Raw genomic sequence first — 14,380 nt, forward strand, 5'->3', positions numbered from 1 at the left:
GTTACTCCTTGGTCGGGACGTTGGAAGAAGGGCTGGAAAGCGAGGTGTATTCGCCGGCCGACAGTTTGCGGCGCAGGATCTTGCCGACCGGCGACTTCGGGAGGTCGGCCACGAACACGTAGTCGCGCGGGCGCTTGAAATTGACGAGGTCGGAGCCGCGGCAGAAGGTGTCGAGCGCCTGGGCGTCGACGCAGCCGCGTGGCTTGACGAATGCCACTACCTTCTGACCCCAGCGGAGATCCGGCAGGCCGGCCACGGCCACCTCATCCACGGCCGGATGCAGGGAGAGAACCGACTCGATGTCGGCGGGCGAGATGTTCTCGCCGCCGCTGATGATCATGTCATCCACTCTCCCCGTTACGAAGAGATCGCCGTCGGCGTCGAAGTAGCCGATGTCGCCCGTGAAGTACCAACCCTCGTGCAGCGACTTTGCATTGGCGTCGTCGCGGTTCCAGTAGCCTTCGAACGCTTCATCGCCGCGCAGGTCGGCGATGATCTGACCCTCTTCGCCTGAGGCGGTCACCGCCTCAGGCGAAGTGGCGTCCAGCCGTACCACGCGCAGCCGTGTATTGAGGCCGGCGCGACCGGCGCTGCCCGGCTTGCGCCCCGCGCGCTGCTCGATGCTGAATGTGTACACCTCGGATGAACCGTAGTGATTGACGAACAACTCCGGGCGGAATGCTTGTTCGAGCCGTGACAGCAAACCGTCGCTCATCGCCGCGCCGGCGAAGCCAAGCTTGGTGACCGTGCGGACACCCATGCTGTCGAAGCCCGGGGCGGCCAGCAGGTCGTGGTACAGCGTAGGTACAAGATAAAGGCAGCTCACGCGATGGTCGGTGATGGCCTGCTGCGCCTGCGATGGGCTCCAGCGCCGCACGCAGACGAACAGGCCGTCCACCAACGCCATGGCAAGCAGCGAGCGCACGCCCATCGTGTGGTACAGCGGCATCACGCCGAGCGTGCGCTCGCCGCGCCGATACAGGTTCTGCGCGACGTGAGCCAGGGCGGCGGCGCGCTCCTGCCGGTGGCGGCGCGGCACGCCCTTCGGCCTGCCGGTGGTGCCGGAGGTGTACAGCATCAGCGAGATGTCGTCGGCTGCGGCTAATGTGCTGTCGGGCCGGGGTGTGACGTCGAGCAGAGTGTCGAATGACAGCGAGCCGCCCGGCGCATGGTCCAGTGCGATGCAGGGTATCTCCTGCGCGGCGGGGCTCTCCAGCACGGCGTCGGCGCTGACGGGCTCGAACACCAGCGCCCTGGCGCCGGCATCGCGCACGCAATAGTCCAGCTCGTCCGGCTTGGCGCGCCAGTTCAGCGGGACGATGACCACGCCGGCGAACTGGCAGGCCCAGTGCAGCGTAGCCGCTTCCCAGCGGTTCTGCAGGATGGCCAGGAGGCGATCGCCGTGGCGCAGGCCGAGCTCGTGCAGGCCGGCGGCCACGCAGCGGATGCGCGCGAGCCATTGCTCGTAGGTCAGCAGCAGGTCGCCGTCGACGATGGCGGGGGCGCTGGGGCTGCGCTCCACGCTTTGCAGGAAAGTGCGGCCGAGATCAAGCATCGGAGGTCTCCCCGACTGTCGTCGCTTCGACGTGGCGTGCCCGCGCCCGGCTGGCCGCGACATCAAGGACGGCGGCGACGATCGGCGTGTAGCCCGTACAGCGGCACAGGTGGCCGGACAGCATGTCGCGCACCTGCGCCTCAGTCGGCTCGGGCACCCGTTCCAGGTAGTCCGCGCACGACATCAGGATGCCTGCCGTGCAGAAGCCGCACTGCAGGGCGTGGTGGCGTCGGAAGGCTTCCTGCAGGTCGCCCAGGCCTTCGCGCGGCGCGAGGCCCTCGACGGTGTCGATGGCGCGGCCGTCGGACTGTACGGCCAGCATCAGGCAGGATCGCGCGGCTACGCCGTCCACGCGCACCGTGCAGGCGCCGCACACGCCGTGTTCGCAGCCGACGTGCGTGCCGGTGGCGCCGAGTTCATGGCGCAGGAAGTCGGACAGCAGTTCGCGCGGAGCGCACAGGCCGCTGCGCTCGCTGCCGTTCAGGGTCAGGGTGACGCGATGGCGCTCGTCGCGCCGCATCACTGAGAGCGTGCCGGCTGGCGCGCCACGTAGGGTCTTGCTCATCTTGCCTCCTCGATTACGCGCATGCCCAATTGCCGCACCAGGTGGCGGCGGTACTGCGCGCTAACATGGGCGTCGTCCTGCGCGCCCAGCTTCCAACTGAAATCGTTGATGGCCTCGGCCAGCGCCTTGCCTTGCAGCCGTGGCCAACTCTCCAGTACTGGCCGGTCGGCCACGCCGCCCACGGCCAGTGAGATGGCGTCGTCGGTGACGATCGCAGCGCACGCGACCAGCGCGAAGTCGCCATGCCGGGCCGAGAACTCCATGAAGCCGTAGCGCGCGCCAGGCCGCCTCAGCGGGAAGCGCACGGCTTCCACCAGTTCGTCTGGCTCGCGCGCGGTCATCAGCATTCCCTGGAAGAACCCGGCGGCCGGCAGCACGCGGCGGCGGCGCAAGGAGCGCAGCACGACTTGGCCACCGAGCGCCGTGAGCACCAGCGGCAGTTCTGCGCTGGGGTCGGCGTGCGCGACGGAGCCGCACACCGTGCCCCGGTTGCGGATCTGGAAATGCGAGATGTGCGGGAAGGCGAGCGCGAGTAGCGGTACCTCGTCGGAGAGCGATGCGCGCCATTCGACGCTGCCCTGCGTCACGGCGGCGCCCACCACGAGATGGCCGTCTTCTACGCGCACGGTATTGAGGTCGGCGGTGCGAGAGATGTCGACCAGCAGTTGCGGCTGCGCGAGCCGCATGTTGAGGACGGCCATCAGCGACTGGCCGCCGGCCAGAATGCGGGCGTCCTCGCCGGCACGGGCCAGTGTCTCCAGCGCGTGCTGTGTGGATTCGGCGCGCAGGTAGTCGAACGCGGCGGGTTTCATCGACGGACTCCCAGGAGCGCCAGCAGGCGAGCAATCCAGCCGGGACTGCGCACTGGCTTGCCGCCTGCCTGCCGGCCGAGCGATTCGAACAACTGGCGCAGCACCACTTTGGCCGCGCCTTCGAGCATGCGGCCGCCGACGGCCGCCACCTTGCCGGACACCTCGGCCTCGTAGTCGTACGCGAGACGGGTGCCGTCGCCGTGCGGGGTCAGCTCTACCATTCCGGAGCCGCGTGCGCTGCCGAGCGAGGACAGGCCGGCGCCTGCCAGCCGCAGCCGGTGCGGCGGCTCCAGGTCGGACAGCGCGATCTCGGCTTCGTAGCGCGCCTTGATCATGCCCACGCCCACGGTTACGTCCGCGCGGTAACGGTTCTCGCCGATGCGTTCGAGCGCGTGGCAGCCGGGCACGACCTGGGCCAGCGCCTTCGGGTCGAGCAGGACGGCGAAGACGGCTTCCGGTGTGGCGTCGAGATCGACCGTCCCGCGTGCGCTCAGGGCCTTCGCGGCCTTGCCGCCTTTGCCGTTTGCAGGTGCTGCCTCTTTCGCCGCTTCGGCCAGTTCGGGGCGCGACGGCGGCGGATCGTCAAAGCCGATCATCGCCATCACCCTGGCGGGCGTAAGTGGCAGGCGGATGTCGCGCACGCCGAGTGCGTCCGCCACGGCGTTTGCGACGCACGGCGGTGTGCTCATGCTGTTGCCCTCGCCGAGCCCCTTGGCCCCGAGCGGCGTGAACGGGCTCGGCGTTTCCAGATGGACGATGACCGGGTCGGGCACTTCGCACGTGGTGGGCAGCAGGTAGTCGGCCAGCGTGCCGGACTGGAAGCTGCCATCGGGGCCATAGCGGAACTCCTCCATCAGCGCCGCGCCGAGTCCCTGCGCGAAGGCGCCGCGGATCTGGCCGTCGGCCAGTGCCGGATTGAGCAGCTTGCCGGCATCGTGCGCGGTGATGTAGCGGTCGATGCGCACGCGGCCGGTGGCACGGTCGATCTCCACGCCGCACAGGTCAAAGGCGAAGCCGTAACAGGCGGACGTGTTGACGCGATCCTGTTCGTCCGGCGCGTCGAGGTTGGGCGGTGACCAGAACACGGTCTCACGCAGGCCGGGTTCCTCACCGGCTGGCAGGAGTTGCGGCGACCAGTGCGGCGCGTTGCTGGCGGCGCGGGCGAAGGGTAGTGCGGTGTCTGGCGAAGCGCTCTTGCGGGCAATGCGGCCGTTGGTGAAGACCAGTTCGGCCGGGTCGCAACGGAGGTGGGAAGCCACGATGCGCGCCAGCTTGTCGCGCACACGCGTAGCGGCCAGGTGCACGGTTCCGGCCACGGCGCCGGCAAACCGACTGGAGTAATTGCCCGCAGCGACGGACCACGCGTCCTTGTGGGTATCAAATTCGACGTTGACTGCCACGTCCGCGGGGTCGATGCCGAGTACATCGGCCACGACCTGTGCACATACGGTCATGTGGCCCTGTCCTGCTGGCGTGGAGGCGACGGTCACTACCACGCCGCCGAGCAGGTCGACGCTGACTGTAGCGCTGGCGATAGCGCCGTTCTTTGGCCCAGCCTTGCGGCGTTCCTCGGCCGGTGTGGCGGTGGTGATGTAGCCCATGTTCGACACCGACGGCTCGACGATGGCAGCAAAGCCAATGCCGTACAGCCGGCCCTCGGCGCGCGCGGCATCGCGACGGCGCTTCAGTTCATCGTAAGCCCCCGCTTCCAGGGCGCGAGACATCGCCAATTGGTAGTTGCCGGAATCGAGCAACGCGCCGGCCGCCGCGCGATACGGAAAGGCGTCGGCGGGCACGAAGTTACGGCGGTAGACGTCGAGCGGATCGAGGCCGAGTTCCACAGAGATTCGCTGTACCAGCCGCTCCAGCGCGAAGTACACTTGCGGCCCGCCGAAGCCGCGCACAAGGCCAGTCGGTGTCTTGTTGGTCAACACCACGCGGTTGCGCACCAGCAGGTTGGGGATCGCGTAGGCGCCGGTCAACAGGCCATGCATGCGGTAGAAGGTAGCGGGCTCCGGCGCGCGCAGGTAGCCGCCGCAGTCCTCGAGCTGATCGTACGATAGGGCAACGATGCGGCCATCGGCCTCGACGGCAGCTTCCAGGGTGGAGAGCCGCGCGGTGGCCGAGGTGGCGGCGCTCAGATGCTCGAGCCGGTCCTCCACCCACTTCACCGGCGCGCCGGCCTTGCGCGAAGCGAGGCACATCAGCACCACGTAGGGAAACACCGCCTGCTTGACGCCGAAGCTGCCGCCCGAGTCGCGCGGAGCGACGTGGCGCAGGCGGTTGGCGGGCACCTGCAGGGCCATCGCCATGACTGCGTGCAGCGAGAACGGCCCCATGAAGTTGGAGGTGACCTGGTAGCCCTCGTCGCCCGGCAAGTGTTCGGCAATTACCACCCCACACTCGATAGGCGTGCACGTGTTGCGCGGGTAGTGGGCGGTCAGCGTCACGCGGTGCGGCGCGGCGGCGAACGCGCCCTCGGGGTCGCCGTAGCAGAAATGGCGGTCGCTGGCGACGTTGCTGCCGAGGCCGGAGTGCAGCACGGGGGCGTCGCCTGCCACGGCAGCCTCGATCGACACCACCGGTGGCAGCGCGCGGTAATCCACGCGCACGAGGTCGAGCGCATCCTCGGCCAGCGCGCGGCTTTCCGCCACGACTACGGCCACCGGTTCGCCTACGTAGCGCACGCGATCCTTCGCCAGCGCCCACTGCTCCATCGGCGCCTTCACGCCGACCACGAAGGGCCGGGACCAGGCGGGCAGGTCAGCGGCCGTCAGCACCGCGCGCACGCCCGGTACCTTCAGTGCCGTCGCGAAGTCGATGGCGCCGAGCTCGGCGTGCGCGTGCGGCGAGCGGAGGATGGCGGCGTGCAGGGTACCGGGCCTGACGCCGAGGTCGTCGGCATAGCGGCCGCGGCCGGTCAGGATGGCGGCGTCCTCGACGCGCGCCATTGGGCGACCGACGTGGGGTGCCTGCCGGCTCTCCTGTGTCTCCTGTACCGTGCCGGTCGTTTCGCCGGCATCGAATCTTTTCATTTGCGACTCCGTTTCACGCGACGGAACCGGGCCGGAAAGCGGGCAGGGACCGTGCAACGTCAAACAGAGATTAGTGAGATTCAGATATAAGTTCTAATATTGTTTTTTGATGAACTGAATCATTATTTATGATCTCATAGGTGATTAATAATCCACATTTTATGCGATTCTTCGGCACCCACCCCAGGATGACATGCATCACAGTAACTGATGACGTGACGCATATTTATTGATATCTATCCGAAAATGGACCTTAGACAAATTCAATACTTCATTGCGTTGTTCGAGGACGGTTCCGTCACACGGGCGGCGAAGCGGCTCAACATCGTGCAGCCGGCGCTCAGCATGCAGATCGCCCGGCTGGAAGAGGAATTTGGGCAGAAGTTATTCGAGCGTATCCCACATGGGATGGCGCCTACGGCTGCTGGCCGGATGATGTACCGCCTGTTCCTGCCCATCGTGCGCGACCTCGCGAGCGCGCGGCAGCAGATGATGCAGCGCGAGGAGCAGATGGCCGGCCGCATCGCGCTGGGTATGGTCGCCTCTGAGACAGAGAGTGTGCTGGTGGGGTCGCTAGCGCGCTTCAACGCGCGCTACCCGAATGTGGAGGTATCCGTGGCGGACGGTTTCAGCGCCGCGCTGATCGATCTTGTGTCCGCCGGCCAGCTCGACGCCGCGGTGGTCCACCGGCAGCGCGGTCGGCTAGCGCTACAGGTGCAGCCGCTGCATGACGAGGAGATGGTGTTGGTGACCGGCGCCGCGCATGGTCCAGAACTACCGGAATCGGTAGAGATGGCGAAGCTGCCGGGGTTGGAGTTGGTGCTACCGACCAAGCGCCATGGTCTGCGCGTGGTGCTGGATACGGCCACGCAGGCGCACGATGTCATGCTTGCGCCGAAGTTCGAGATCGACATCCTCGGCACCATCGTGCAATTCGTGCAAGCCACGCGCTTTGCTACCGTGCTGCCGCGCATCGTGGTGCAGCGGGCCGTGGAAGACGGCCGGCTACGCATGCATGCCATTGTTGCTCCGCGCATCGTGCGACACCTGGTCTGCGTCAGCCATCCGCAGCGGCCGCTGAGTACGGCCACGGAAGCGTTGATCACCATCGTGGCCGAGGAAATCCGGCGAGTTTCCGGGGGCGGCACCCCGTGAGACTAACGTCGCATGGCGCCATTCAATCGCTGGAACTCGGGATCCAATCAAGACCCCGTCCCTTCTTTCCGGAGCGGGAGCGGCAAGTGGCATCGCGCTCATGAACGCGATTAGCGGATTTGCTGGATTCTTCGCCCGTGGCTCGTGGGCGTTGCGCGCAGCCAGTCGAGCGATTTCAACCTGGCGATTTACTGCCTTGCGGCAAGTGCGGCGATGGCTGCAATCCTGGCGGCATTATTGCCGTACGGTCGAAAGTGAATGGCACCTCTCAAGGTGGCATGAGTATCGAGCCTGCGTGTCCGGAGTAGAGAGGTCAGCCGACGTTCGAATGACTTGGCAAGGCTGGGGGCCGAGGGGCGATATTGGCCGGTCTCTGCCCTCCATCCTTCCGGCGTCGGCGCAGATTCTCGGTCAGATCTCGCCCGCCTTACAAGCGCCCTTTCTTGTCTTTCGATTTCGCCCTGCGTGTCTATCGATTCGCTGGAAAAAGCGTGTTATTTCCAACTCCGCCACGCTGATGCCGTTAGCGCGTGAGAGTGCTTGTGCTGCCACGCTCGCTTTCGTGGGTGGGACGCGCCGTGTCGAACCAGCGCGACGTCATCTCTCCAAACTACATCGATGCGACCTCAGCCGTGCCGGAGACTACATCGAAATAGCGCGAAGGCGGCATCGAATCCATCGTCGCCCGAACCGATTCCTTGCGCAGGGACGGACGCGTGAGGAGCGCATTGACATATCGGATGACATTGGGCCGGTCTTTCCACATTGAGGCGAGGCCGAGGTACGCCAGTCGTGTCAGGTTGACGCCCCACAGCACATCTCCCAGTGAGAAGTGTGGCCCCAGGAGATACGGCGACGAGGTTCCTAGCAGGCGATCGAGGTCAGCCAGCAGGACCGCGACGTGGTCACGCGCTGCGCGCTGCAACGCGGCATCGTGTCGGACCGACTTGCCGCCCTGTTCCTTAGCGATTTTGGCGCGATAGGCGGAAACGAGCTCCGCATCATCGGCGTTGGCGTCGATCATTGCTTTCAGCGCCGCGACCTTGTAGTCGTAGACCGATTCCATGACCGTCCTGAGCGCCTCCGGCCGCAGGTCCGCATCAGGGTGGAAGCCATAGAGCAGCGTACCGTTCGGAATCCGGTCGACAATATCCACCTGCTGCATCACAAGGGCGCGCGCATCGGCGTCCTCCGGTACGAGCTGGACCGGATTGCGCGACACCGCGTCGAGATAGCAGCAGATGCGCCGCGAGTCCGCGATGACCCGGCTGGCCTCGTAATCCACGAGCAACGGAACCACGCACGGGTCGAAGCCTTCAGTCTGCACCGAAGTGCGCCCGCTATAGCCGCTGACGAATTCCCGCCCGATTTCCTCGCCTGCAATCAGCCGCAGCCCGACATAGGGCGCATGGTAGTGCTCGGCCGGAACGATGCCGTCCGGACCCATCGAACTCAGGATCTTCATGTCGTTCGAGCGGTACGGCAACTGCTTCTCGAACAGTACCGTGCGCACCTTCTGCGAGCAAAGCGAACTGGCTGCGTGGAAAAGTTCGAAACGCGGGTTGGCGTCACTCCCCACGAAGGTCGTTCGCGCGGGATCCGCGATCGCGGCACGCGCGCTGGCCGCCAGGCTCTTCAATGGATGTTTGGTCATGGTTCTTTCCTCCGGATTGTTGGTGCTGTCCGTCTTTGCCAACAGGGCATTCCATTACTTATGCATATGCGGACACACTGTGGGCGGGTCGCCGATGGAGCCACGCGCCGACCAAAGTTCCGGGAAGGGAGTCTCATCCATGGTCTGGCGCAGCCACGCGATGCCTTCCGTGCCAAAATAAGCGGGGCGCGCGCCAAAGGTCCGGCGCGTGGCCATCAGGTGGAAGTGTTTCCAGGCCGAGAATCCTTCGGCGATATCGGCCAGCGTCTCACCGAGATGCTGAAGTTGGAGGTTTCCGTTCGGGTCGGCGTAGATGTCGCACCAGACTTTCTCGACGGCCTTGTTCGGTGCGTACGGTACGCTGAAATCGCGATCAAGCGCCGTCTCAGGCAACGCAAAGCCGTTGCGATGCAGATAGGCCAGCACGTCGTCATAAAGGCTCGGTTCCGTCAGCGCTTGGCGGAGTTGATCCCACCGCTGCGGCTGCGGGGTGAAATGCTGCAAATGCTCCGCCTGCTTGATGCCCAGCAGATAAACCATATGCCGGTACGTCCAGCCCTGCAGGGCCGTGTCCTTGCCGTACGTTGCCACCGCTCGCGACAGAATGGACAGCAGATCGGTGGGCGTCATCCATGCGATTGACCGCCACGTGGCGTTGAGCGGCTCATGATGTGCCACCACGCGCTGCAGGGTCCGGCAAGCCTGCATCAGGTCATCCGCCCGCAGTTGCGCCTGGGCCATCTGGAGTTCCCTGATGATCAGCATCCAGTAGAGCTCGGACACCTGCACCGAGGTAATCCATGCATGCTCGCCGGGATGATCACTGACCGGATTCTGCAGCGAGTGAAGCGTGTCTGTCCGCATCCATGCGCTGTACGGTGTCTGTCCGGTCGGTGCGCTTGCCCGAGCCGGATCGGGGCGCTCATGTTTGACGTTGTCGTTCATCACTATCTCCTCGTTGTGGGGTTCACGGCTATAAGTTCTCGCGGTCGGCGCCCGCTTGCGTGGAGCAGAAGCTGGCCGAGATGCGGTGGATCTTGTCGATGCCTGCGTCCCAGGGGCATGTCGTGGATGCAGGGCTCCTTCAGTTGCCATGCACGTGGAGTGAAGCCAGGCCGGGATCGTCACGGACCATTCGCTCGATCTCGGCAGCGATCTTCAGCAGTGCGCCGTCGTCGCCTGGATGAGCAACGATTTGCATGGCGGCGGGCAAAGCGCAGCCCGCCGACCACAGCGGGATCGAGATGGCAGGAAAGCCGGCGACGTTAAAGGGCGCGGTATAGGTCATCAACGCCTGCCGAACAGTGCCGGACCATGCGCCGATAGAAGCAACACTCGCGTCGAGCTTAGGAGGCAAGCATGCGCAGGTCGGCAGTACCAGGTAGTCAAGTTCGGTCATCATTGCCTTGAGCCGGTGCCTGAAGCGGTGCCGTGTCTGCTGTGCCCTCGCATAGTCGCGCAGGCTCATCGCCTTTGCTAGGTCGAGCCGCTGGCGCGTTTCCTCGCTGTAATGGGCCGCCATGCGGGCCTCGTCGCTGCGACGGAAGTGTTCGACGCTGCCCTCAGTGAGGACGATGGCCGCGAAAGCGTCGTAGACGCCGTCGAACAGGTCTGCCGGGTCGACGTACTCGCAGGTGAAGAGCGTGCGCAGCATCCGGACCGCATGCGCGGAAGCGCTGAACACCGCGGTGTCGGGCGGAACCGGCGGCACATAGGCAAGCACACCGAGCCGCGCCGACAGCCAAGCGTCACTCTCCGGGATATCGATGCCGCTGGCTCGGGCAAGCACCGTGATGTCGTCGACGCCTTGGCCGAGGAGGCCGGGGTGGTCGAGCGTCGGCGCAAGCGGGAAGATGCCCCGGGTGGACAGCGCACCCAGTGTCGGCTTGAATCCCGCAATGCCGCATAGTGCGGCGGGAATCCGGACCGAGCCGCCAGTGTCGGTGCCGAGGCCAGCGGCGACCGCGCCGGCCGCGATGGCTGCGGCGGCACCGCCGCTAGAGCCGCCGGGCGTGCGGCTCCGGTCCAGCGGATTCAGCGTGTCGCCGAATGCCTCGCTCGATGTCGTGACGCCCCACGCGAACTCGTGAGTCGTCGTCTTGCCGATGACGATCGCGCCCTGGTCCACCAGCGTCCTCACTACATCGGCGTCCGTGTCGGGAACGTGGCCCACGTAGGCCGAGGAGCCGTAGCGCGTCTCCAGTCCCCGGGTATCGATCATGTCCTTGACGGCGATGGGCAGGCCTTCCAGCAGTCTGGGCTGCCCCGACGCGTATCGCCTGTCGCTTTCGGCAGCGGCCCGCAACGCGCGATCCCAGTCGATGACTGAAAACGCGTTGAATGCCTTCCTGCTCGCCTCGGCACGGGCTAGCGCCATCTCGGTTACGGTATGGGCTGTTGTGCGGCCGCCTTGCAGGCTCGCTAGCGTGTCGCGCAGGCGGGGCGCGAGCGCGTCATGGCCGGCGTGCCGGTCATCAGGTTCGTTCACCACAGTCGCTCCAGAAAGGTATGCAGCATCGCATCTGCACCATCGCCAAGATCGGCGACTTCGGCGGCATAGTTCTGCCGCAGCAGCGCCGCAACCTGTGCAAGCCTTGCGCGGTCGAAATCCAGGTCCCGCAACCGATAGGGAAGGCCCAGGCGCTTCACGACACCGGCGATCCGGCCGGCCAGTGCCGGCGCGGCGTCCGCAGTCGTCTCGCCGTGGCAGAAAATGTTCAGCTTGTTGCCGTAGGTTGCCGCGCAAGCCTGCAGGACCGGCGCGAGCGTGATGCACGAGGTGACGCTGTGCGGCAGGCCGTATGTGCCGCCGAGGATGTGGCCGATGCGGTGGCTTAGGCCATATATGACAGACGCGGGAAAGAAATAGCATTGCCAGGCTGCGAGCTGGAGTTGCAGCAGGTCATCGGTCGTGATTTGCCCCGACCGCAGCGCCTCGGCCGTGTCGGTTCCAGCGGGCCATTTCTCTAACACGGCGAAAAATCGCTCCACGCCCGCCGCGGCCAGGATGGCGTGCGGATGGTCCACGCCCACGCGGCGCATGCCTTCCACGGCGTGGTCGATGCCCTTGATGGCCGATGACAGAAGCAGCTCGCGTGGCGTGTTGACCAGCAATTTCGGATCGATGACGACCACCTTCGGCACCGTCTCGCGCACGGCATAGCTGCGCTTGAAAGGCTGGGGCCCGACCGTCTCCGTCACGCCGAAATAGTGCGAGTACTCGGAGCCCGACAATGTGGTGGGGTACGCGGCGATGGGCAGGTAGCGCCCGGTCTGCTGTTGGTGCAGGTGCGAGACGGCCTTGGCCGCGTCGAGCACGGAACCGCCGCCAAGCGCCAGGATCGAGTCCGCCTCGGCACGCAGGCAGGCGTCGAGCGCGCAGCGAACGCCAGTGTCCGGCGCATGCGGCGGCAGATCAGTGAAAGCGCCCGCACCGCGCTTCAGATAGGGCGCGACGTGTTGCGCATGGAAGTCCCGCAATGGATCAACGGTAAAGGTCAGCGGATGCCGCAGGCCGTGAGCCTCTAGGCTCGCAGTGGCAGCCGGGAGGATGTCATGGCCCCACAGGACCGCGTCTTGCGGCAGGCAATTCAACTCATTCATCAGTTCCACTCCAAGGTAACGGGCGCGATGGTCCTTGGATTGAAACGATAGGGAATTTGCCCTCCCTTGTAAGCCTGGCAGCGCTGAACGCAGCGTCCAAGACTAACGAACGCCGGGCTCAGGCATGGTCGAACGCAGTGACCTTGGGCAGTTCGACCGCGAGGAAATCGACCAGCGATCGCACTGCGGGAAGCAGCCCGGTACGGTACGGAATGAGCGCGGAGATGCGCGCATCCGCTGCGATCCAGCCAGGCAGCACTTGCCGCAGCAGGCCGGAGTGCAGCTCCGCGCGGCAGATGTATCCGGGAATGGCGGCAATGCCAAGATTGGAGCAGGCGGCTTCCTTCAACGACATCATGCTGGTGCTCTGGAAGCGCGGCTCGATGTGGACGGTCACCGTCTGCCCTTGCGGCCCCTGCAGTTGCCATTGCGGCGGCCCCTTGCGCCCCATGGCGATGATGGTGTGCGAGGCGAGTTGCGCGGGCTCGTCCAGGCGCGGCGCGCGCTCGAGGTAGTCCGCGCCGGCAAACAGGAACCACGGGGCCCTGGCAAGGGGCCGCTGAATCAGGTTTGAGTCCTGCAGCGGCGCAGTGTGGCCACGGATCGCCAGATCAAAGCCTTCGCCGACCACGTCGACGAGGCGCTCCGTGGCGACCTCGATGATGCTGACCTTGGGATGGTTGCCGAGAAAGGTTGGCAAGATCCGGCGCAGTGCAAACTGCGCCAATTCCACCGCTACCGTGACGCGAATGACACCGCTGGGTTCGGCAAGCCGCTGACGCATGGCTTCCTCGGCAACCTGCGCGCTTTGCAGCAGGGCGACGGCGTACTGGTAGAACTCCGCCCCGACCTCGGTCACGGTGAACTGGCGCGAAGTCCGGTTTATGAGCCGCACGCCCAGCGACGCCTCCAGTTCCTTGACCCTGTGACTCAGTGTCGACTTGGGCAATCCCAGGCTGTTGCCGGCCGACGTAAAACCGCCACGGTCGACCACCTGCACGAAGAAATATACGTCTTTCAGATCCAGCATTCGCGGCCTTGTCGGTCAGAGCAAACGTCGTACATGGCGATTGATCGTACTTCATGGGAAGCCTGCCCGAATGCCGACATCGTTCGGAACTTCGGAACCCTGCGTACAAGCGCGACGGCTTCTCAAATTTTTTCCGGAGACTAAGCTGGCTTCCATCATAAGAGCCATGAGCGGAGACACAAAGATGAACGATGCCCTGATCACCGACGCGCTGATTCGCGGACGCCATGCGAAGCGCGGCTTCCATCGTGAGCGCCCGGTGCCGCTCGAGACCGTGCGCGACATTCTCGCGGTCGCGAAATACGCGCCGAGTTCCAGCAACACCCAACCGTGGCGCTGCTACGTCGTGATCGGCGACGCGCGTGACCGCCTCGCCAATGCCGCCGTTGAGGCCTACCGGGCTGACCCCGAGAATCTCACTCCCGAGTATCCCTTCTTTCCCAAACCGCTGCACGAGCCTTACTCGGCACGCTTCAACACATTCCGTGGACAGCTTGGAGATGCGCAGGGCGTGCCTCGCAGCGACAAGGCGGGGCGCAGGCGGGACGTCGAACGCCAGTTCCGGTTCTTCGACGCGCCCATCGGCCTGATCTTCACGATGGACCGCCGCCTGGAATGGGCCAGCTTCCTCTGCTACGGCTGCTTTCTGCAGAACATCATGCTGGCCGCCCGGGCCAGAGGCCTGGATACTTGCCCGCAGCAGATCTGGTCGCTCCAGTATGCGGTGTTGCGCGAGCAACTGGACATTCCTGAAGGCGAGATGGTGGTCGCCGGCATGTCGCTCGGTTATGCCGACGACAGCCTGCCCGAAAACAACATGGCGCTGCGTAGGCTGGAACTTGAAGAGTTCGTTTCCGTGATTGAAGGCTGATTGATCGGGCTTTCCAGCGCGCTTCCTGTTGCTGTCTGTTTGTTTGTTTCTTTCCCGGCATCGGCCACATGCCGTGCCATTTCTCATCCCTGATTTCGCG

At 65.3% G+C, this 14,380-nt stretch carries 11 protein-coding genes; 2 read left to right on the forward strand and 9 right to left on the reverse strand.

From position 1 onward, the window contains the following. Position 1: 1 nt before the first annotated feature. The 4 genes from K2O51_RS32680 to K2O51_RS32695 are packed head-to-tail and all read right to left on the reverse strand — an operon-like array spanning position 2 to position 5,967. Positions 2 to 1,555: an AMP-binding protein gene (locus K2O51_RS32680; RefSeq protein ID WP_011295672.1), complete on the reverse strand. Its 1,554-nt coding sequence runs from the start codon at positions 1,553 to 1,555 to the stop codon at positions 2 to 4. Then, the gene (locus K2O51_RS32685; protein WP_140950228.1) at positions 1,548 to 2,120 is read right to left on the reverse strand and encodes a (2Fe-2S)-binding protein; all 573 of its coding nucleotides are present in this window, start codon (positions 2,118 to 2,120) and stop codon (positions 1,548 to 1,550) included. The genes K2O51_RS32680 and K2O51_RS32685 overlap by 8 nt, the downstream gene beginning before the upstream one ends. After that, positions 2,117 to 2,932, reverse strand: a complete 816-nt coding sequence (locus K2O51_RS32690) for an FAD binding domain-containing protein (protein ID WP_011295674.1) — start codon at positions 2,930 to 2,932, stop codon at positions 2,117 to 2,119. Before K2O51_RS32690 ends, K2O51_RS32685 begins: the two co-directional genes overlap by 4 nt. Then, positions 2,929 to 5,967, reverse strand: a complete 3,039-nt coding sequence (locus K2O51_RS32695; RefSeq protein WP_220632199.1) for a xanthine dehydrogenase family protein molybdopterin-binding subunit — start codon at positions 5,965 to 5,967, stop codon at positions 2,929 to 2,931. Before K2O51_RS32695 ends, K2O51_RS32690 begins: the two co-directional genes overlap by 4 nt. 246 nt (positions 5,968 to 6,213) lie before the next feature. On the opposite strand from K2O51_RS32695, the gene K2O51_RS32700 reads away from it, so the two are divergent. Beyond that, complete coding sequence (locus K2O51_RS32700) at positions 6,214 to 7,122, forward strand: LysR family transcriptional regulator (RefSeq protein WP_140950235.1); 909 nt, start codon at positions 6,214 to 6,216, stop codon at positions 7,120 to 7,122. A 610-nt stretch (positions 7,123 to 7,732) separates the two neighbouring features. On the opposite strand, the gene K2O51_RS32705 is transcribed toward K2O51_RS32700, so the two are convergent. The 5 genes from K2O51_RS32705 to K2O51_RS32725 form a co-directional block, all read right to left on the reverse strand. Next, entirely contained in the window at positions 7,733 to 8,776 is a 1,044-nt protein-coding gene (locus tag K2O51_RS32705) for a glutathione S-transferase family protein (RefSeq protein ID WP_140950236.1), read from the reverse strand. 54 nt (positions 8,777 to 8,830) lie between these two features. After that, complete coding sequence (locus K2O51_RS32710; RefSeq protein ID WP_140950237.1) at positions 8,831 to 9,721, reverse strand: tryptophan 2,3-dioxygenase; 891 nt, start codon at positions 9,719 to 9,721, stop codon at positions 8,831 to 8,833. Positions 9,722 to 9,860: 139 nt separating this feature from the next. Then, positions 9,861 to 11,267, reverse strand: coding sequence for an amidase (locus K2O51_RS32715; protein WP_140950238.1), 1,407 nt, complete (start codon positions 11,265 to 11,267; stop codon positions 9,861 to 9,863). Beyond that, positions 11,261 to 12,379: an iron-containing alcohol dehydrogenase gene (locus tag K2O51_RS32720; RefSeq protein WP_140950239.1), complete on the reverse strand. Its 1,119-nt coding sequence runs from the start codon at positions 12,377 to 12,379 to the stop codon at positions 11,261 to 11,263. The genes K2O51_RS32715 and K2O51_RS32720 overlap by 7 nt, the downstream gene beginning before the upstream one ends. Before the next feature lie 118 nt (positions 12,380 to 12,497). Further along, positions 12,498 to 13,409: a LysR substrate-binding domain-containing protein gene (locus K2O51_RS32725; protein ID WP_220632200.1), complete on the reverse strand. Its 912-nt coding sequence runs from the start codon at positions 13,407 to 13,409 to the stop codon at positions 12,498 to 12,500. A gap of 184 nt (positions 13,410 to 13,593) precedes the next feature. Between K2O51_RS32725 and K2O51_RS32730 the strand changes: the two genes are divergently transcribed. Beyond that, positions 13,594 to 14,280: a nitroreductase gene (locus K2O51_RS32730; protein WP_011295764.1), complete on the forward strand. Its 687-nt coding sequence runs from the start codon at positions 13,594 to 13,596 to the stop codon at positions 14,278 to 14,280. Positions 14,281 to 14,380 lie beyond the last annotated feature (100 nt).

The sequence above is a fragment of the Cupriavidus pinatubonensis genome, assembly GCF_019602855.1.
In the GTDB taxonomy this organism is placed as follows: Bacteria; Pseudomonadota; Gammaproteobacteria; order Burkholderiales; family Burkholderiaceae; genus Cupriavidus; species Cupriavidus pinatubonensis.

Bases quoted from the DNA above. Each gene is read 5' to 3' on its own strand.
- K2O51_RS32680 (WP_011295672.1), bottom strand. From the start codon at position 1,555: ATGCTTGATCTCGGCCGCACTTTCCTGCAAAGCGTGGAGCGCAGCCCC.
- K2O51_RS32695 (WP_220632199.1), bottom strand. From the start codon at position 5,967: ATGAAAAGATTCGATGCCGGCGAAACGACCGGCACGGTACAGGAGACA.
- K2O51_RS32690 (WP_011295674.1), bottom strand. From the start codon at position 2,932: ATGAAACCCGCCGCGTTCGACTACCTGCGCGCCGAATCCACACAGCAC.
- K2O51_RS32700 (WP_140950235.1), top strand. From the start codon at position 6,214: ATGGACCTTAGACAAATTCAATACTTCATTGCGTTGTTCGAGGACGGT.
- K2O51_RS32705 (WP_140950236.1), bottom strand. From the start codon at position 8,776: ATGACCAAACATCCATTGAAGAGCCTGGCGGCCAGCGCGCGTGCCGCG.
- K2O51_RS32710 (WP_140950237.1), bottom strand. From the start codon at position 9,721: ATGAACGACAACGTCAAACATGAGCGCCCCGATCCGGCTCGGGCAAGC.
- K2O51_RS32725 (WP_220632200.1), bottom strand. From the start codon at position 13,409: ATGCTGGATCTGAAAGACGTATATTTCTTCGTGCAGGTGGTCGACCGT.
- K2O51_RS32720 (WP_140950239.1), bottom strand. From the start codon at position 12,379: ATGAATGAGTTGAATTGCCTGCCGCAAGACGCGGTCCTGTGGGGCCAT.
- K2O51_RS32730 (WP_011295764.1), top strand. From the start codon at position 13,594: ATGAACGATGCCCTGATCACCGACGCGCTGATTCGCGGACGCCATGCG.
- K2O51_RS32685 (WP_140950228.1), bottom strand. From the start codon at position 2,120: ATGAGCAAGACCCTACGTGGCGCGCCAGCCGGCACGCTCTCAGTGATG.